Origin of the sequence: Lactobacillus intestinalis, from assembly GCF_024397795.1 — a bacterium.
Taxonomy (GTDB): domain Bacteria; phylum Bacillota; class Bacilli; order Lactobacillales; family Lactobacillaceae; genus Lactobacillus; species Lactobacillus intestinalis.
In genome coordinates this window covers 399,101-415,689 of sequence record NZ_CP072983.1, presented here as the reverse complement: position 1 = coordinate 415,689, position 16,589 = coordinate 399,101, and the positions used below count along the sequence as shown (strand labels likewise).

Annotated in this window: 15 protein-coding genes and 1 pseudogene; 6 read left to right on the top strand and 10 right to left on the bottom strand. The window is 36.5% G+C overall.

All coding sequences use genetic code 11. The features are described 5' to 3' along the window. Positions 1-73: 73 nt before the first annotated feature. The 4 genes from KBW87_RS02155 to KBW87_RS02140 form a co-directional block, all read right to left on the bottom strand. The gene (locus KBW87_RS02155) at positions 74-934 is read right to left on the bottom strand and encodes a helix-turn-helix domain-containing protein (protein WP_057810208.1); all 861 of its coding nucleotides are present in this window, start codon (positions 932-934) and stop codon (positions 74-76) included. 244 nt (positions 935-1,178) lie between these two features. Continuing rightward, positions 1,179-2,810, bottom strand: coding sequence for a chaperonin GroEL (groL, locus tag KBW87_RS02150; protein ID WP_057810205.1), 1,632 nt, complete (start codon positions 2,808-2,810; stop codon positions 1,179-1,181). A 51-nt stretch (positions 2,811-2,861) separates the two neighbouring features. Then, a complete protein-coding gene (groES, locus tag KBW87_RS02145; protein ID WP_004045439.1) occupies positions 2,862-3,146 on the bottom strand; it encodes a co-chaperone GroES in 285 nt (94 codons plus the stop codon). Positions 3,147-3,367: 221 nt separating this feature from the next. Further along, positions 3,368-3,703 (bottom strand): ATP-binding cassette domain-containing protein, encoded by a 336-nt coding sequence (locus tag KBW87_RS02140; protein WP_255807173.1) that lies wholly within the window; start codon positions 3,701-3,703, stop codon positions 3,368-3,370. Positions 3,704-3,863: 160 nt separating this feature from the next. Between KBW87_RS02140 and KBW87_RS02135 the strand changes: the two genes are divergently transcribed. Then, positions 3,864-5,105 (top strand): RNA-guided endonuclease TnpB family protein, encoded by a 1,242-nt coding sequence (locus KBW87_RS02135; RefSeq protein WP_255807069.1) that lies wholly within the window; start codon positions 3,864-3,866, stop codon positions 5,103-5,105. Between the two features lie 122 nt (positions 5,106-5,227). Here the strand turns inward: KBW87_RS02135 and KBW87_RS02130 are convergent, their stop codons facing one another. Together KBW87_RS02130 and KBW87_RS02125 are read right to left on the bottom strand one after the other, a co-directional pair. Beyond that, positions 5,228-5,518 carry an ATP-binding cassette domain-containing protein gene (locus KBW87_RS02130; RefSeq protein ID WP_236695245.1) on the bottom strand — a complete coding sequence of 97 codons (291 nt, stop codon included), beginning with the start codon at positions 5,516-5,518 and terminating at the stop codon, positions 5,228-5,230. A 1-nt stretch (position 5,519) separates the two neighbouring features. Beyond that, complete coding sequence (locus tag KBW87_RS02125) at positions 5,520-7,379, bottom strand: DUF1430 domain-containing protein (protein WP_057809176.1); 1,860 nt, start codon at positions 7,377-7,379, stop codon at positions 5,520-5,522. A 675-nt stretch (positions 7,380-8,054) separates the two neighbouring features. Here KBW87_RS02125 and KBW87_RS02120 point away from each other — a divergent pair. Next, positions 8,055-9,173 carry a 5-methyltetrahydropteroyltriglutamate--homocysteine S-methyltransferase gene (locus KBW87_RS02120; RefSeq protein ID WP_057809178.1) on the top strand — a complete coding sequence of 373 codons (1,119 nt, stop codon included), beginning with the start codon at positions 8,055-8,057 and terminating at the stop codon, positions 9,171-9,173. A gap of 33 nt (positions 9,174-9,206) precedes the next feature. Continuing rightward, entirely contained in the window at positions 9,207-9,683 is a 477-nt protein-coding gene (locus KBW87_RS02115; protein ID WP_057809180.1) for an S-ribosylhomocysteine lyase, read from the top strand. 86 nt (positions 9,684-9,769) lie between these two features. Here the strand turns inward: KBW87_RS02115 and KBW87_RS02110 are convergent, their stop codons facing one another. Continuing rightward, on the bottom strand, positions 9,770-11,716 hold the full coding sequence (locus KBW87_RS02110; protein ID WP_057809182.1) for a sucrose-specific PTS transporter subunit IIBC: 1,947 nt from the start codon (positions 11,714-11,716) through the stop codon (positions 9,770-9,772). A 242-nt stretch (positions 11,717-11,958) separates the two neighbouring features. Here KBW87_RS02110 and KBW87_RS02105 point away from each other — a divergent pair, with 242 nt between their 5' ends. From KBW87_RS02105 to KBW87_RS09635, 3 genes and pseudogenes are all read left to right on the top strand, one after another. Then, positions 11,959-13,410 carry a sucrose-6-phosphate hydrolase gene (locus tag KBW87_RS02105; protein WP_057809184.1) on the top strand — a complete coding sequence of 484 codons (1,452 nt, stop codon included), beginning with the start codon at positions 11,959-11,961 and terminating at the stop codon, positions 13,408-13,410. Positions 13,411-13,421: 11 nt separating this feature from the next. Continuing rightward, a complete protein-coding gene (locus KBW87_RS02100) occupies positions 13,422-14,408 on the top strand; it encodes a LacI family DNA-binding transcriptional regulator (protein ID WP_057809186.1) in 987 nt (328 codons plus the stop codon). A 212-nt stretch (positions 14,409-14,620) separates the two neighbouring features. Then, positions 14,621-15,033, top strand: a pseudogene (locus KBW87_RS09635) (transposase); the annotation flags it as partial. A 105-nt stretch (positions 15,034-15,138) separates the two neighbouring features. Here KBW87_RS09635 and KBW87_RS02090 read toward each other — a convergent pair. Genes KBW87_RS02090 through KBW87_RS02080 form a run of 3 tightly spaced genes read right to left on the bottom strand, consistent with a single transcriptional unit; the run spans position 15,139 to position 16,577 of the window. After that, entirely contained in the window at positions 15,139-15,777 is a 639-nt protein-coding gene (locus tag KBW87_RS02090; RefSeq protein ID WP_057809190.1) for a Crp/Fnr family transcriptional regulator, read from the bottom strand. Positions 15,778-15,794: 17 nt separating this feature from the next. Further along, entirely contained in the window at positions 15,795-16,346 is a 552-nt protein-coding gene (locus KBW87_RS02085; protein WP_004045447.1) for a hypothetical protein, read from the bottom strand. Continuing rightward, on the bottom strand, positions 16,347-16,577 hold the full coding sequence (locus KBW87_RS02080; protein ID WP_057809192.1) for a heavy-metal-associated domain-containing protein: 231 nt from the start codon (positions 16,575-16,577) through the stop codon (positions 16,347-16,349). Positions 16,578-16,589 lie beyond the last annotated feature (12 nt).

The following is a 16,589-nucleotide window of genomic DNA, read 5'->3' as shown; positions in this document are numbered from 1 at the left end:
GCAAAATTCTCGCTAGTGAGAATTTGTTTTATTTTTATTCTTTACCTATGAAAAAATATCACTAGATCATTACTTAGATTGCGTATATTTCTTTAATTTGAGAAAAACCAAATTTGAAATCGCTAAGTAATTGATCAAACGAAGGTAAAACTGCTAACTTAGAAAACAATGTTTGTAATTTTTTATCCTCTTTAGTCTGCGCATATGCCAACAGTCCTTCTACATACTTTAAACGATAACTTTCTAACAGATGATAGCCTAGCAATTCCAATTTACGAGAAATCTTTACTACTTCTTGAGCTTGTCTTACTAACTTACTCTTAATCAGTACACAGGCTGCATTAATCAAAGCGTTGAAAACATATTCAATATTCACTTCATTTTTTCTATCATAAATTGAACTATTAATATTTCTGCTAAGATGATACACACTAATTGGATTCAACAATAACTGCACATTACCAAAGTAAATAATGTCGTTATCATACCATGTTTCAATCTTTTCAAGCTGAAGTTCAATCTCACGAGCATCAGAAATTGCTAGTAAATTTTCATTAGTTAGATCTAAATAGAAATTAGCTATAATTGCGGCCTTTTTCAAGATTTCTCTATGATTGGTATTTTGATGATATTGCGCTAAAAGATCTTTAGCCCATTCTTTTAGCTCCGCAGTTTTGTTATCAATATATAGATCTTGCACCCGCGCTAAGAAATGACTCTCTTTTTCAGAATCATCCCTCATAAAGTCTGCATAAGACATATTGATATTTTTTAATAACTGCAACACTAACTCAAAAGGCATCGTCACCTCTCCTCGCTCCCACCGCGATAAGCGAGCGCGCGAAGTCACATTTTTACTAGCTTCTTCTTGAGAAATTCCCTTTTCTTTTCTAGCAGTTTTATACTTCAAACCAAAATTATTATATTTATTCATGGAGGTCACCATTATGTCAAAATTTAAATTTATTAAACTTATCTCTTCAATCGTTTGGGGTGGCGCATTGGTAGTTGTTGGCGCCAATGTCATCAACTCACTTGCACAGCGCTTCTTATATTAGTAGTCTTGCATATATGCACTAACTTTAGCAAATATAATACCTATTTTTAAGCAAAAAATACGCTCTAGCATTTCACTAGAGCGTATTTGTGTATATCTTTTAAACTATAAACTTATTCTATTACATTCCCATTGGAGCGCCGGCACCTGGTACACCACCAGCTGGGTTTTGTGGCTTATCTTCAGGAATCTCTGCAACAACAGCTTCAGTAGTAAGGAGAAGTCCTGCAATTGAAGCAGCATTTTGAAGGGCGGTACGAGTTACCTTGGTTGGATCAATAATACCAGCATCAACCATGTTTACCCATTCATCAGTTGCAGCATTGTAACCAATTTCTGGCTTTTCATTTTCAAGCTTGTTCAAGATGACTGAACCATCCTTACCAGCGTTGTCAGCAATTTGACGAACGGGGGCAGAAAGTGCTCTCAAGACAATATTGATACCAGTTTGCTCATCAGGAGTGTCACCCTTAGCTTCACGAACTGCGCTTTCAACATTTACTAAGGCAGTACCACCACCTGCAACGTAACCTTCGTCAACAGCAGCACGAGTTGAGTTCAAAGCGTCTTCAATTCTGTAACGACGTTCCTTCAATTCGGTTTCAGTAGCAGCACCAACGTGGATAACAGCTACACCACCAGTTAACTTAGCCAAACGTTCACGTAACTTCTTCTTGTCGAAGTCTGAAGTTGAGTCTTCAATTTGGTGCTTAATGGTTTCTTCACGTTCCTTAATAGCGTCCTTTGAACCAGCACCATCAACAATAGTAGTTGAATCCTTAGTTACAGTTACACGACGAGCTTGACCTAATTGATCAATCTTGGTGTCCTTTAATTCAAGGCCTAAGTCTTCAGAAATTACAGTACCACCAGTAAGAACAGCGATATCTTGAAGCATTTCCTTACGACGATCACCAAAGCCAGGAGCCTTAACAGCTACAACGTTGAAGGTACCACGAATCTTGTTCAATACAAGAGTTGGAAGAGCTTCACCAGTAACATCGTCAGCAATGATTAACAATGGCTTACCTTGTTGAACGATTTCTTGCAATAATGGCAAGATGTCTTGAATGTTAGAAATCTTCTTGTCAGTGATCAAAATGTATGGGTTGTCAAGGTCTGCTTCCATCTTGTCGTTGTCAGTTACCATGTATTGTGACAAGTAACCACGGTCAAATTGCATACCTTCAACTACTGAAAGTTCAGTGTCAATACCACGTGAATCTTCAATAGTGATAACACCATCATGACCAACCTTTTCCATAGCGTCAGCAATCAATTCACCAACTTCTTTTGAAGCTGATGAAACTGCAGCTACGTTAGCGATTTGTTCCTTTGAATCTACTGGGTGACTAATCTTGTGCAATTCGTCAACTGCAACCTTAGTTGCTTTTTCAATACCGCGACGAAGACCTACAGGGTTTGCACCAGCAGTTACGTTCTTCATACCTTCACGAGCGATTGCTTGAGTCAAAACAGTAGCAGTAGTAGTACCGTCACCAGCAATATCGTTAGTCTTTTGTGCAGCTTCTGAAACAAGTTGTGCACCCATATTTTCGAAGTGGTTCTTCAATTCGATTGACTTAGCGATAGTAACACCATCGTTAGTAATGTCTGGAGTGCCGTAGCTTTGTTCCAAAACAACATTTCTACCCTTAGGACCAATAGTAGTCTTAACAGTATCAGCTAACTTGTCTACACCTTTTAATAATGAACGTCTTGCGTCTTCTGAGAATTTAATATCTTTAGCCATAAACCTTTTCTCCTTAGATTTATCTTTTTCTTCTATAAATATGTAAAAGAATTATTTAACGATTGCTAAAACATCCTTTTCGTGAAGGACTAAGTACTTTTCGCCGTCGTATTCTACACTTTCGCCAGCGTACTTATCGTATAAAACAACGTCGCCTTTCTTAACAGTCATTGGCAACTTTTCACCGTTGTCAGCGTATGCGCCGTCACCAACGGCAACGATTTCGCCTTCAGTTGGTTTTTGCTTTGCATTAGAAGCAAGTACAATGCCGCCAACAGTCTTTTCTTCTTCTTCTTTAACTTTTACGATCACGCGATCACCAATTGGTTCTAACACGTTTGTCCCTCCTAATAATAAGTTTATAGTATTAATTTCTTTCTTACTTAGCACTCTTATTTATCAAGTGCTAACTTACAAGTATGATAATAACTTGTTTTGAAATAGAATGCAAGCAAAAAGCACAAAAAATTAGCAGTCAGTTATAAAAGGTGCTAATAAATGCTTATAGTTAATCAAAAAACGCCAAGAAATTAATTCTTGACGTTAATGGGATTCAATTATTTATAATTTGCGATATCAACTTTTTCATCTGCAAATGACATGACTACATCATCGTGGGTAGCAACGATTACAATTTTGCCTTCATCTGCAAATTTACGTAAACTTTGTAGAACCAAATCTCTATTCTTATGATCTAATGCCCCAGTTGGTTCATCTGCCAGAATAATTGTCGGATCTTGCAAACTCAATCGTGCAAGTGCTACACGTTGAGCCTCCCCTCCAGATAAAGTAAATACTTTTCGATCTAGATATTCAGCAGATAAATTATACCGCTTTAGTACAGAACTTAACTCACGTCGATTATGCTTCTTTACTATATTCAAATTTTGCAAAATAGTTTCATTGATTTCTCCTTCTAGGCTGATTAAGCAAGGATACCCCGGATTTTAATCCGGGGAGGAATTGCACTTTCAGCCTTTTTATATTTTGTCTTTTTCTCCTCTAATTTCTATGATATAATCATTTTCAAACGCTTGTTTGGAGGTGAATAATTTGGATCAGGCAGTAACGATTAAAGCCAAGCTCCTTAATATTGATGATGAGACTGAACACGCTTTTATAAAGACCATGACTGCATACAGAGATGCCTGCAATTTCGTCTCGCAGTATGTTTTTGACCATGATTTTGAGTTTCGGTTTTCTCGGTTAAATCATGTCCTTTATCATGATTTGAGAGACCTGTTTGGACTTAAAAGTCAAATGGCTCAATCGGTTATCAGAAATGTTGTTGCTCGCTATAGAACCATCAAAACCCAATTAAAGCAAACACCGTTTCGCTATAATACTGGCGAAAAAGATGCGCAGGGCCATGCTATCTGGTCGCAGATTCCGCGTGATCTCACTTGGCTTTGGCGTCCAGTTAAGTTTAAGCGTCTTCAGCTTGATCTTCAGCGCAATCGCGACTGGTCTTATTTAAATACAAGCACCCAGCTTTCTTTGAATACCTTAATGGGGAGAAAGAAAGTTGATTTTGTCTGCAAAAATTTCGACCAGTATCTTGATTCTAGCCACTGGAAGTTTGGCTCAATTAAGCTGCTTCAGTTCAAAAATAATTGGTATATCCACCTTAGTGCGACCACGTCCTTTTCTGAATATGAATTAAAGCAGACGCAGCACATCGTTGGGATTGATCGCGGTCTGCGCTTTTTGGCTGCCTGCTATGACGAACAGGGCCAGACTCTGCTTTGCAGCGGACAAAAAGTATTGCGCACCAGGCGCAAATATAAGAAACTCCGTGCTCAGCTTCAAGCCAAAGGCACTAAGTCTGCCAAGCGAAGACTTAAAAAGATCGGTCAGCGAGAGAACCGTTTTATAAGCGATGTTAATCATCGCCTTACCAAGACACTCGTTGATCATTACGGTCCCAATACTATCTTTGCTTTAGAAGACTTAACCAATGTCCGCTTTGCGACTGAGAAAGCTGCCAAAAAGCGTCGCTATGAAATGGTTTCTTGGACTTTTTACCAGTTTGAGCAGTTTTTAGCTTACAAGGCTAATTTGAATTCTTCAACTGTAGTCAAAGTTTCTCCAAGATTTACCAGCCAGCGCTGTCCTAAGTGCGGAAGAATCCGCAAGGAGAACCGCAACCATGAGTTGCACCTCTACATTTGTGATAAGTGTGGCTACAAATCCAATGACGATCGCCTAGCGGCCATGAATATCCAGTTTTTAGGAGACCAGTACCACAAAGGTGTTAAAATACCTAAATTTACTAAATTAAGATCTGCCGAGTAAACTTGGCAGGTAAACGGGTATTGTCAACTGCCCGACGATGCAGCCTCGGAGGCGGAAGTCGCAAGACGCTATAACCGCTATCTAGTAAAAATAGATGAGAGCTGCAAACCCTAGAATTTATTCTAGGGTAGTTGATCATCTACTAAAGCATAATTTTGAAAAAGATAGCCAATATAGTTGCGATAATACTTCAGAATTTTGATTGAGGAAACATCTTTATTATCTAACAAAATTTCTCCATCACTTGCATCGGTTAATCTTCCTATGCAATTTAACAAGGTGGTTTTTCCTCCTCCAGAAGGTCCTGTTAAAGCGTAAATCTTTCCTGATTCAAATCTATAATTTAAATTCTGAAATACCCAGTAATTATCAAATCTCTTGCCCAAATTGTTGACATTAAGTTGATGAACCATTTTATTCTCCCTTTAAGTAATCCCAAGTATGTTTATCTAAATGCATCCCTTGTACAACCAATAAAATCCACTCCAATATATTGCTTACAATAATTAATCCTAGCGAAATAGTCCCACTTCCAGTGAACATGAACACAATTAAGGCTTCAATTAAGCTCAAAATAAAAATCAGCTTAATGAATTTACCAAAACGTAAGGCCGCACTTCCTCCAAAAATTCTTTGAATTGCTAGTTTCTTACTATTGTTGTTGAAATAAACACTGTTAAAAGCCACATTTTCAACTAAAGCGATAGCAAAAGCTACCAAAGTTACTACTAGAGACAGCAACATCCCCGTTTGAATAATCTCCAATTGCTTAGCTGCATAACTTTTAGTATTCAAAATACTTCCAATATACTTTTTAATATTAGTTTTTTGAATTCCAGTTTTCACTGCCGATAGTGTTGGACTCAAAAACGCAGAATTAGACATATAAGAATCCCAATTCATATTGCTGTCAAGTTTTGAATTTAAACTGCCTAAGGAATTATTCGAAATCACCACTAAAACTGCATTTTTTACGGCACCTGAATAATTACCTAAACTAAGTGCATAAGTACTGTAGGTAAACAATTTCTGATTATTTTTAATATTGATAGCTTTAGTTTCAAGTTTTCGTCCTAATTGTTTTTCTGTATCATCCAGGGCAAGAGATCTGCGATATGACTTAATCAAGTTAGCACGCTCAGAATAATATTGTTGAGGGATCAAAACATAAGTAACAGGTGAATTCTTGGGTAAAATTATACGATTACCATTTTCTCCCACCACTCTATTTTCTTTCAAATACTGAGCATTGACGGTCATCACATTTCCATTATTGAGATCACCGACATCTTGAGGACTATCCCAACCTTGATAATCAACTAACATTCCGCCCTTTTGATCCAAATAGTGAAATAATTTCATGGATTGGCGATTTAAATATGTAGTTTCTGAACCCTTTGTCATAACTGCATTTTCACTAACAGTATAGAAAGTTTTATGATTCATCCAGACATTCAATTGATCACTTAAAGCTTTTTCACTCTTTTGAGTATTTAATAAAGAAAAGAGAGAAATACAAATGAAAACTTCAATCAATGCTTTGATAAAGAGGTTCAAATAGAACGAGAACTTACTCTTTTTATCACCTTTTATTGCACCCATAATGGTATATCGGGAATGAATCAATCCGCGAATTACCGCACTAATTATCATCACTAAAGTTACTGTTAAATATAAAAGCAAGCTAAAGTAAAGCATAATTTTATATGCGTAAAGATACGATTGCATTTTCATATATAGAGCTAACAAAATGAGTCCAATTCCAAATGCAGCAGTAAAAATAAGCTGGTCCTTTCCAAAACTTATTGCTGCATCTTCAAAGTTCGATATCCCCAATAGGGCCTTAATGTTTATTTCTTTCATTGCATATAAATTTGTCAGAACTAACACAATAAATAGAACCAATAAAATCAGCAATACAATGTAAATAACATTATTAGTAGTTAAGAAGACTAGAATATCGGTGTTCCAATTTTCATGAATCGGACTATATTTAATCCCCTCACGTTTAAACATATTTTCAATAGTAGTTTTTTTAATATCTCCCACAAAATAAATTGGATATCTCAAATCACTAGTTTCAAATTCAGCTGTAGTTGCTTGTGTTTTTGCCGGTAGTGCTATCTTTTTACCATAAACATGCATTTTGGTAACAATATCTGTACTAGCTCCTCCTTCTACCACATTAAAGACTTTTATGGCGGATATATTATGTTTGTCTGAAAATTCTTGAATGATGTTATTAAATTCTTGAGTATTATTTCCACCTTTCATGCCGTTAATTTCATAAGATGTAGAACTTGACTCAATATAAGTCGAACCCAGTAATCTTATAAAACTGAAGGCAATTATGGAAAAGAGTATGCCAACAATAAAAATTATAATGGTACGTATATTTTTCATTTCATCCAATCCCTTTTGTCAAATATGATTTTTATATTTTAACAAAAAAGATTCTTTTGTTTGACGGTTAACTAATTTTAGAAGGTTATATATTAGCTGTCTAACAAAGGGAGTAATAAATAAGAAAAATAGAATGCAATATGTATTCTATTTTTTATCAATGATTTTTTAAATATCTTATTAAAAAATATTGACAAAGTTAATCTAAGATTATAATATAATGTCAAATCAAGATAACAAGCGACGAAGAAAAGATAAGTAGTTAGCGTGTACCGTCAAAGAGAGCTGCGAATGGTGAAATGCAGTACGAGAGAACCTGATGAAAATGGTCTTGGAGTCTATTGGATTGCAAGCAATAGTAAGCAATTCACGGGGGATGCCCGATATAGCATACGAGTATAATTTCTTAATTAGAAACGTACTTAGTAAGGATATTAATGTGAATTAATATCGAATATGGGTGGTAACACGCTGAAGCGTCCCTAGGTTAGTATAGCCTTGGGACGCTTTTTTTCGTCATTTTTAACATATAGGGAGAATGAGAATATGAGTAAAACTTTAGTACATTATGACATTGTTGGTAGTTTTTTAAGACCAGAAGAATTGAAAAAGGCACGTGCTGATTTTGCAGCGGGTAACATTTCAAAAACTGACTTGAAAAAGGTTGAAGATGAAGAAATCGCTAAATTAGTTAAAAAAGAAGAAAAATCTGGTTTAAAGATTGTAACTGATGGTGAATTCAGAAGAAGTTATTGGCACCTTGATACTTTTTGGGGCTTCGGTGGAATTAAGCACACTACTCAAGAACATGGCTACCTCTTCCACGATGAAGAAACTCGTAATGATTCTGCTCAAGTTGAGGGAAAGATTAAATTTACAGGTGATCATCCAGATTTAGAATCATTTAAGTTTTTGAAGAGTTTAACCGATAGCAGTGATGTAACTCCACGTCAAAGCATCCCTTCACCGGCCCAATTTTATGCAGAACTCGTCCGTGGCCCAGAAAACGTTGCAGCAGTGAAGAAAGTTTACGATAGCGAAGACGAACTTTTAAACGATATTTCAAAAGCATATCATGATTTAATCATCGCACTTTACAAAGCAGGTTGTCGCGATGTGAAATTGGATGACTGTACTTGGGGAATGGTCGTAGATGATGATTTCTGGGCAACAATGGTTAAACAAGGTTTTGACCGTGACGAACTTCAAGAAAAATACCTTCGTGTTAACAATGGTGCACTCAAAGATCTACCAGCTGATTTAAAAACTTCAACTCATATCTGTCGAGGCAATTACCACTCAACTTGGGCTGCTAAAGGTGGTTATGGACCGGTTGCCAAATATGTTTTTGCACAAGAAAATGTCGATGCATTCTATCTTGAATTTGATAATGAAAGATCAGGTAGCTTCGATCCAATCAAAGAAATTCCTGCTGATAAAGAAGTAGTACTTGGTTTAGTAACTAGTAAGAAACCTGAATTGGAAAAGCCAGAGGATTTGATTGCTCGTATCAATGAAGCAAGTAAGTTCCACGATTTAGCTAACTTAGCCTTAAGCACTCAATGTGGTTTTGCATCAACCGAGGAAGGAAACCAATTGACAGAAGACGATGAATGGAAAAAGATCGGCTTAGTAATTGATACCGCTAAGCAAGTTTGGAAGTAATTTATAAAAATAATTAAAAAAGGAGAAATTAACATGGCAAAAGTAGAAAGCTTCACACTTGATCACACTAAAGTTAAAGCACCTTACGTTCGTTTAATTACTGTTGAAGAAGGTCCTAAAGGCGACAAGATTTCTAACTATGACTTACGTTTAGTTCAACCGAACGAAAATGCAATTCCTACCGGCGGCTTGCATACTATTGAACACTTACTTGCCAGCTTACTTCGTGACCGTCTTGATGGTGTAATCGATTGTTCACCATTTGGTTGCCGAACAGGATTCCACCTAATCGTTTGGGGTGAACATTCAACGGCCGAAGTAGCTAGGGCATTAAAGTCATCTCTTGAAGAAATTCGCGATATAATCACTTGGGAAGACGTGCCTGGAACTACAATTAAGACTTGCGGTAACTATAAAGATCATTCCTTGTTCTCTGCGAAGGAATGGTCAAAAAAGATTTTGAGCGAAGGCATCTCTGATGATCCTTTTATCCGCAATGTTGTAGAGTAATTTAATATTTATAAAATACAAAAAACGCCAAGAAATTAATTCTTGACGTTAATTTTTGATCTATTTTTTGAGGAGTTTAAGTAATATTAGCGATTTGCTGTTACGGCAATCAAGTCATCGCCATGCTTGTCGCCGGCATCAGTGATGCGAGATACACTTGCGTAGTTGGCAGTGTTAGTAATCACAACCATCACAGTTGTGTCATAGCCAGCCTTCTTAACTGCGTCTAGGTCCACAGTTCCAAGCTTGTCGCCCTTTTCAACGCGTTGGCCTTGTTTTACAAAGCTTTCGAAATGTTCACCCTTTAAGTTAACTGTATCAAGACCAATGTGAATCAATACTTCTGCTCCATCATCCGACTTAATACCATAAGCGTGCTTAGTTTCATAAGCAATTGTAATTGTACCAGTAACTGGTGCATAAATTGTGCCATCAGTTGGGATCACGGCAGCACCGTCACCCATTAACTTAGCAGAGAAGACTTGGTCGTTAACCTTGGTCAAGCTTTCAGGAGTACCGTCAACTGGTGAAGCAATAACTTCATCCTTCAAGCTCAATACTTCTTTACCAACTTTTTCTGCTTTTTGAGTTTCTTCAGCGTAATCAGTTGCGTCGTTTACTGGAACATCTTGTTCACTAACTTCTTCCTTCAAGTGGCTCTTGCCGTAAACATAAGTTAAAACAAAAGCAACTACGAAACTAATTAATACTGAGACTGCCCACATTGGAATGGTCTTTGGTACCATTGATAAAAATCCTAAAAGTCCAGCTGAGCCAAGAGCTGCAGCAGTTACGTGCATAAGTCCTGCAAAAGCAGCTGCGACACCTGATCCAATTAAAGCACAGAAGAATGGGAATTTATATTTTAAGTTAACCCCAAACAATGCAGGTTCAGTAATACCTAAAAGTGCTGAAATACCAGCTGATGATGAAAGTCCCTTCATCTTTTCGTTCTTAGTTAAGAAGTATACGGCAAAAGTAGCGGCACCTTGTGCAACGTTAGCCATACATGCAGTCACAAAGATAAAGTCCCCAGATCCGTGTCCTTGTGCAAATTGAGCTAACAATTGAGTTTCTACAGCTGGGAAACTTTGGTGAAGTCCTGTAGTAACGATTGCAGAATATGATAAACCAAAGATACCCATACCAAAGGCACCAGTAGTGTTGTAAAGCCATACAATTGCATTAGTAATTGCATCTGATACACCCTTGAAGACTGGTCCAATAATTACAAAAGTAAGGAAACCAGTAATCATAATTGAAAGAAGTGGTGTAAAGGTAAAGTCAACTGCAGAAGGCAACCATTTGTGGAATCTCTTTTCTAAAATGGAAAGTACCCACACAGCAACTAAAACTGGAATAACTTGATATTGATAGTTAGTTTGAGAAACATGGAGTCCAAAAATGTTCCAATAATGACTAGTAGCCCCAAGTGCTGGAGTCGTCATTATCATCCCAATGGTGGCACCTAAGAACTGGTTCGCCCCAAACCTTTTAGCTGCCGACATCCCCACCAGAATCGGCATAAAGATAAATGGTGCAGCCGACATAATTTGAATTATGCTTGAGAGGCCGGCGATACTTGGTGCCATTTGAACAACTGACTTAGGGCCGAATAGTCCAGGTGAAGTCAAGAAGTTGTTCAAAGCCATTAATAAACCACCAGCAACTAAAGCTGGAATGATTGGTACAAAGATATCAGACAAAAGCTTAATAAAGTCCATAATTGGATTTTTCTTTTGTCCTTCGGCTGCTACCTTTTTAAGATCATCTGTAGATAATTCCTTAAGTCCTGTAATCTTAATGAATTCATCGTACACATCATTAACATCTCCAGGTCCAATAATTACTTGAAATTGACCATTAGTCTTAAAAGTTCCTTTAATATCTGGATCATTGTCTAAAGCCTTTTGGTCAACCTTGGAATCATCCTTCAACACAAGGCGTAAACGAGTAGCACAGTGAGCACCGGCAATAATATTGTCACGGCCAACGTCTTTAATTACTCGCTCAGCCACTTTCTTATGGTCCATATAAATATTCCTCCCCTTAAGCTTGTAAACGCTTAATGTTATGTTCATGAATAATGATAGCGTATTCTAAAAATATGTCAATCGTTTGACACAAATTTCTTTATTTATTTTTTAGATAACTTTATATTTACCGTTTTATTAGTAAAATTTATAGTAGTAAATATATGTCAACCGTTTGACATAATTTTCATATTTGATTACAATAATAAAAAAATAGAACCGCTTTCATAGGAGGATTTATTATGGAATGGACTACAGAAAAACGTTATTTACCTTATAGTAAATGGGGTGCAGATACTTTGCTTCATCTTCAAGCTCAAGCTGCAACTTCAACTTATCAAATGCGCTACCATTTACGGCCAATTTCTGGTTTAGTTAATGATCCAAATGGTTTTTCTTATTTTAATGGTGAATACCATGTCTTTTATCAATCATATCCATTTGGTGCAGTGCACGGATTAAAGTCTTGGGTACACTTTAAGTCAAAAGACTTAGTCCACTGGGTCAACTTGGGCTTAGCCGTAGAACCTGATTGCAAACTTGATTCTCACGGTGCTTATTCCGGTTCAGCTAAGCAGATTGGCGATAAACTTTTCCTAATGTATACAGGTAACCACCGCGATGAAAGCTGGACCCGCCACCCTTACCAAATTGGCGCTTGGATGGATAAGCATGGCACAGTTAGCGACAAGCACTTACTTTTTAAAAAGCCAAATAATGTTACTGAACACTTCCGTGATCCTCAAATTATGGAAGAAAACGGTACTTACTACGCTATTTTAGGTGCTCAAGACGCAGCTCAAAAGCATGGCCATATTGATGTTTGGAAGTCAAGTGATTTAAAGAATTGGGAAGAAATCGACTTTTTGAACTTTACTAATCATGAAATGGGTTACATGATTGAATGCCCTAACCTAGTTAAAGTTGATGGAAAATCTGTGTTGATTTTCTGCCCACAAGGTTTAGATAAGAGCGTTGCTAATTACCAAAATATTTATCCAAATATGTATGTGATTGGGGATTCGGTGGATTTAGATAAGGCTCAAATGACCAATCCAAGTAACCTGAAGAACTTAGATGAAGGATTTGATATCTATGCCACTCAGGCCTTCAATGCACCAGATGGTACTGCCTATGCGATTAGCTGGGTGGGCTTACCTGACATTTCTTACCCAACCGATAATGAAAATTGGGCAAATTGCTTAAGCCATGTTAAAAAGCTTTCCATTAAAGACGGCAAGCTAATTCAACAACCTGTTGAATCTATCAAAACTCTTAGACATAATGAAGAAGATCTCAACTCACAACTAATTAAGAATTCCACTTCTGGTCAATATGAACTCGAATTGACTATTAAGGAAAACCAAACTGGTAATTTATACTTAGCTGCAAATGATGATTTAAGTGAAAATCTTCGTCTCGAATTTGACACTAAAAATGGTAAACTTATTTTAGATCGATCAAAAGCTGGCGACGTAGCTGTGAAGTATGGTCAAACTAGAAGCGTTGAACTTGACGCAAACAAAGAAGTTAAGTTGGACATTTTTGTAGATCGTTCACTTATTGAAATTTTTGTCAATGATGGTGAACATGTTGTCAGCGGAAGATTCTTTGCCAATGCAAATAATGCAATCAAGTTTGATCAAAAAATTAACTATGATGGTAAATTCTGGAACATGGAATCTATCATGTAGAAGGTGTAAAAATGACAGCAAAGCTGACTGATGTTGCCAATTTGGCAGGAGTGTCTGCAACCACGGTTTCTCGCGTAATCAATAATCATGGCTACTTAAGCGAGAAAACTAAGCAAAAAGTATTCGATGCCATGCGCGAATTAAATTATCAGCCCAACTCTTTGGCGCGATCTCTTCAAGGGAAAAAGATGAAGCTGATTGGGATAATTTTCCCCAGTATAACTAATCCTTTTTTTGCGGAATTAATCGAAGATATTGAAATGCAGCTATTTACTCAAGGCTATAAAATCATTCTCTGTAATGCTGGAAAAAATAAGCAAAAAGAGAGCGAATATATTAAAATGCTGCTAGCTAACCAGGTCGACGGGATTATTGCTGGTGCGCATAACTTAGGAATTGATGAATATCAGCAGTTGGGTTTACCCATCGTCTCCTTTGACCGTAAGTTGTCTGACAATATTCCAATTGTAAGTTGCGATAATTATCAAGGAATTGAGCTAGCAGTCCACGATCTATTGCAAGCCGGGTGTAAGAAGATCACCTTTGTCGGGGATAAACAACTAAAAGGTAATCCAACTGATGAGCGTTTGAAGGCATATTGCGATACGATGGACAAATTAAATTTAGATGCTCACATCTGTTCTGTGGCCTTTTCGGATTCACCTTTACTCAAAAATATGACGATTCGAAAAATGTTAATAGAAGATAAGCCAGATGGCATCACCTGTACAGATGATTTAACAGCGATTTTAGTTTTGCAAGAAGCTAAAAAATTGGGTATTCGGGTCCCTGAAGACTTGAAAGTGATTGGATTTGATGGAACTAAGCAAATCCAAACCTATCACTCGGAGCTTTCGACAATTGCTCAACCAATTTCAGATATTTCGACTCTTTTAGTAGATTTGCTTCTTGAGAGAATCAATGATCCAAAGAAAGAGCCTAATCAAATGCACTATAAGTTACCTGTTAAGTTAATCAAAAACGAAACAACCGCATGAAAATAAACCACACGATCTAGATCCAATGTCATTAAGTTAAGGCATTGACAATTAAGGGTGCTTTTTTAGAGGTCGAATCATTTGGATTCGACCTCTTTTTTTGCATAAAATAAAGACAAAAAGAGCTGCCTTTTCGCCTATCTTGTACATTTTAAACCTTCAAAATTATTGCCAGAAAGCTGGCGTTAATTATGAAAGCCCTTCATAAGGATATTCTAGAACGTCTTGATCGAAAAAATTATCCGCTGAAAAGAATTAAAGAGCTCTATCATCTGCGTTGGGGTATTGAGACCTCCTTCAAGAAATTGAAGTATTCCTTAGGCAGCGTACAGTTCCATTCAAAACAAGATAAATTTATGCCCATACGATTATGTTTAATGCAATCAGTCAAATTGATGCACAGGCCTATATTCCGCAAAAGCATTGCAAGTATCAATATGCCATCAATTTCAAGTAATCATGCTTGATTATTCAGAGCATGTATTTGGCTTCTTCTTTAACGCAAGACTTTGAACGGATCCTTACTCAGCTCAGCTATTATACCACTCTAATTAGACCAGGCCACAAGGACAAGAGAAATATTAAGCCCAAATCAGCTGTATATTATTTATATCGCGTAGCTTAAAAAAGCAGAATCTGTGCTACGCCTTATTTGTTGTACGAAAAAAGCACCAATTTAACCAATTAAATGTTAAATCAGTACTTTAAAGGTCTAGTATTAATTGTCAATTTATTTTTTAAATAATAGTTGGATTTGTCTCAAATTCCTTTTTAATACTCCTTGTTTTTCAAGTAAAACAAATTTACGGGATAAAGTTTCTGGTGTAGTTCCTAAATAAAGTGCTAAATCTTTCATTTTTAATGGTAGTATAAATGATTTGTGCCCTACTTTTTTGGCATAAGTCTGCAAATAGTTAAGCAGTCTATCCTCTACTTTAGGAAGACTTAATAATTGGATTTGTTTATGCAAAGCACGTACTTTAATGATGTTTTGTTCTAAGAGCTTTATGCTTAATTCTGGTTGTTTTTTCATTAAAGCTAAAAAGTCATTGCGATTCAATAAACAAATTTCACTATCTTCTGTGGCTTCAACGTAGGTATTGGTATTAGCCTCACCAAATAACCAATTTTCACCAGCATAATCTCCGGTTTTCAAGACTTGAATAACATTTTCATGTCCCTCTTTGTTCAGGGTATAAAGACGAGCGCTACCATGAGCCAGAATTATTAAATTATTATTTGAAGTGGGGGCCAAGACTAATTCGTTTTTTCGATAATTTTGGTGATGAATTAGCTCTTCTATTTGCATTTGCTCATCTATAGGCAATGCATTAAATAGTGGGACTAAGTTAATACATAACTCTGCCATTTAAAGACTTCCTTTATTTAAAAATCGTCATTATCATCGTCTTCTTCAGTATATAATCCTTCACGCAAATCGTGATTCAAAAAGTTTTGTGATTGGCGAATTTGTTTTTTAATCCATGATAATAATTCTACTAAGTTCGCACTTAATTCTGGCCAATCTTCATTTTGGGCTAGGGTAATAGCCTTAGTAATAAAAAGAATTTGTGTATCAAAGTCTTTTACTAATGTAAATAATTGATCATTACCCTTTTCGTATTTTGTAGCTCCATTTTCTTTGAGCATAGTATATTCTTTAAATTGATCGGTGGTTGTAGGAATACTTTCGCCATTATTTACCAAAATTTGATTTAACTTGTTGAATTCCATTTGTTCGTATTCAATCCACTTAGGAGCATATTGATCTAAAAACAAACCAGCATTTCCTTTAGTAAAGAATTTAGCTTGGCTAATTTTTAAGGAGTGAATTAATAAGTTAGCAATGATATGACCAACCATCGCTCCGGCTGTGGGAGTGTGATGGTCTATTTCACTTTGCTTTAGTTCTGCTTGGTATGCTTCTTCTGGATTCATTTAATTAATCTCCTTTTCTTTAATGCCCATAACTTCATAACCCATCTTTTCGATAGCATTCTTTACATCATCTGTATTGGTCTTGTTTGAATCCATCACAAACTTTAATTTGCCAGCGTTGAACAAAACCTTAATTTGATCAGTGCCATCAACGTTTTCTACGGCTTTTTCAATTTTGGTCAAACAAGATGGACAAGTCATGCCACCTAACTTCATCATTACTTTTTGCATAAATATCTTCCT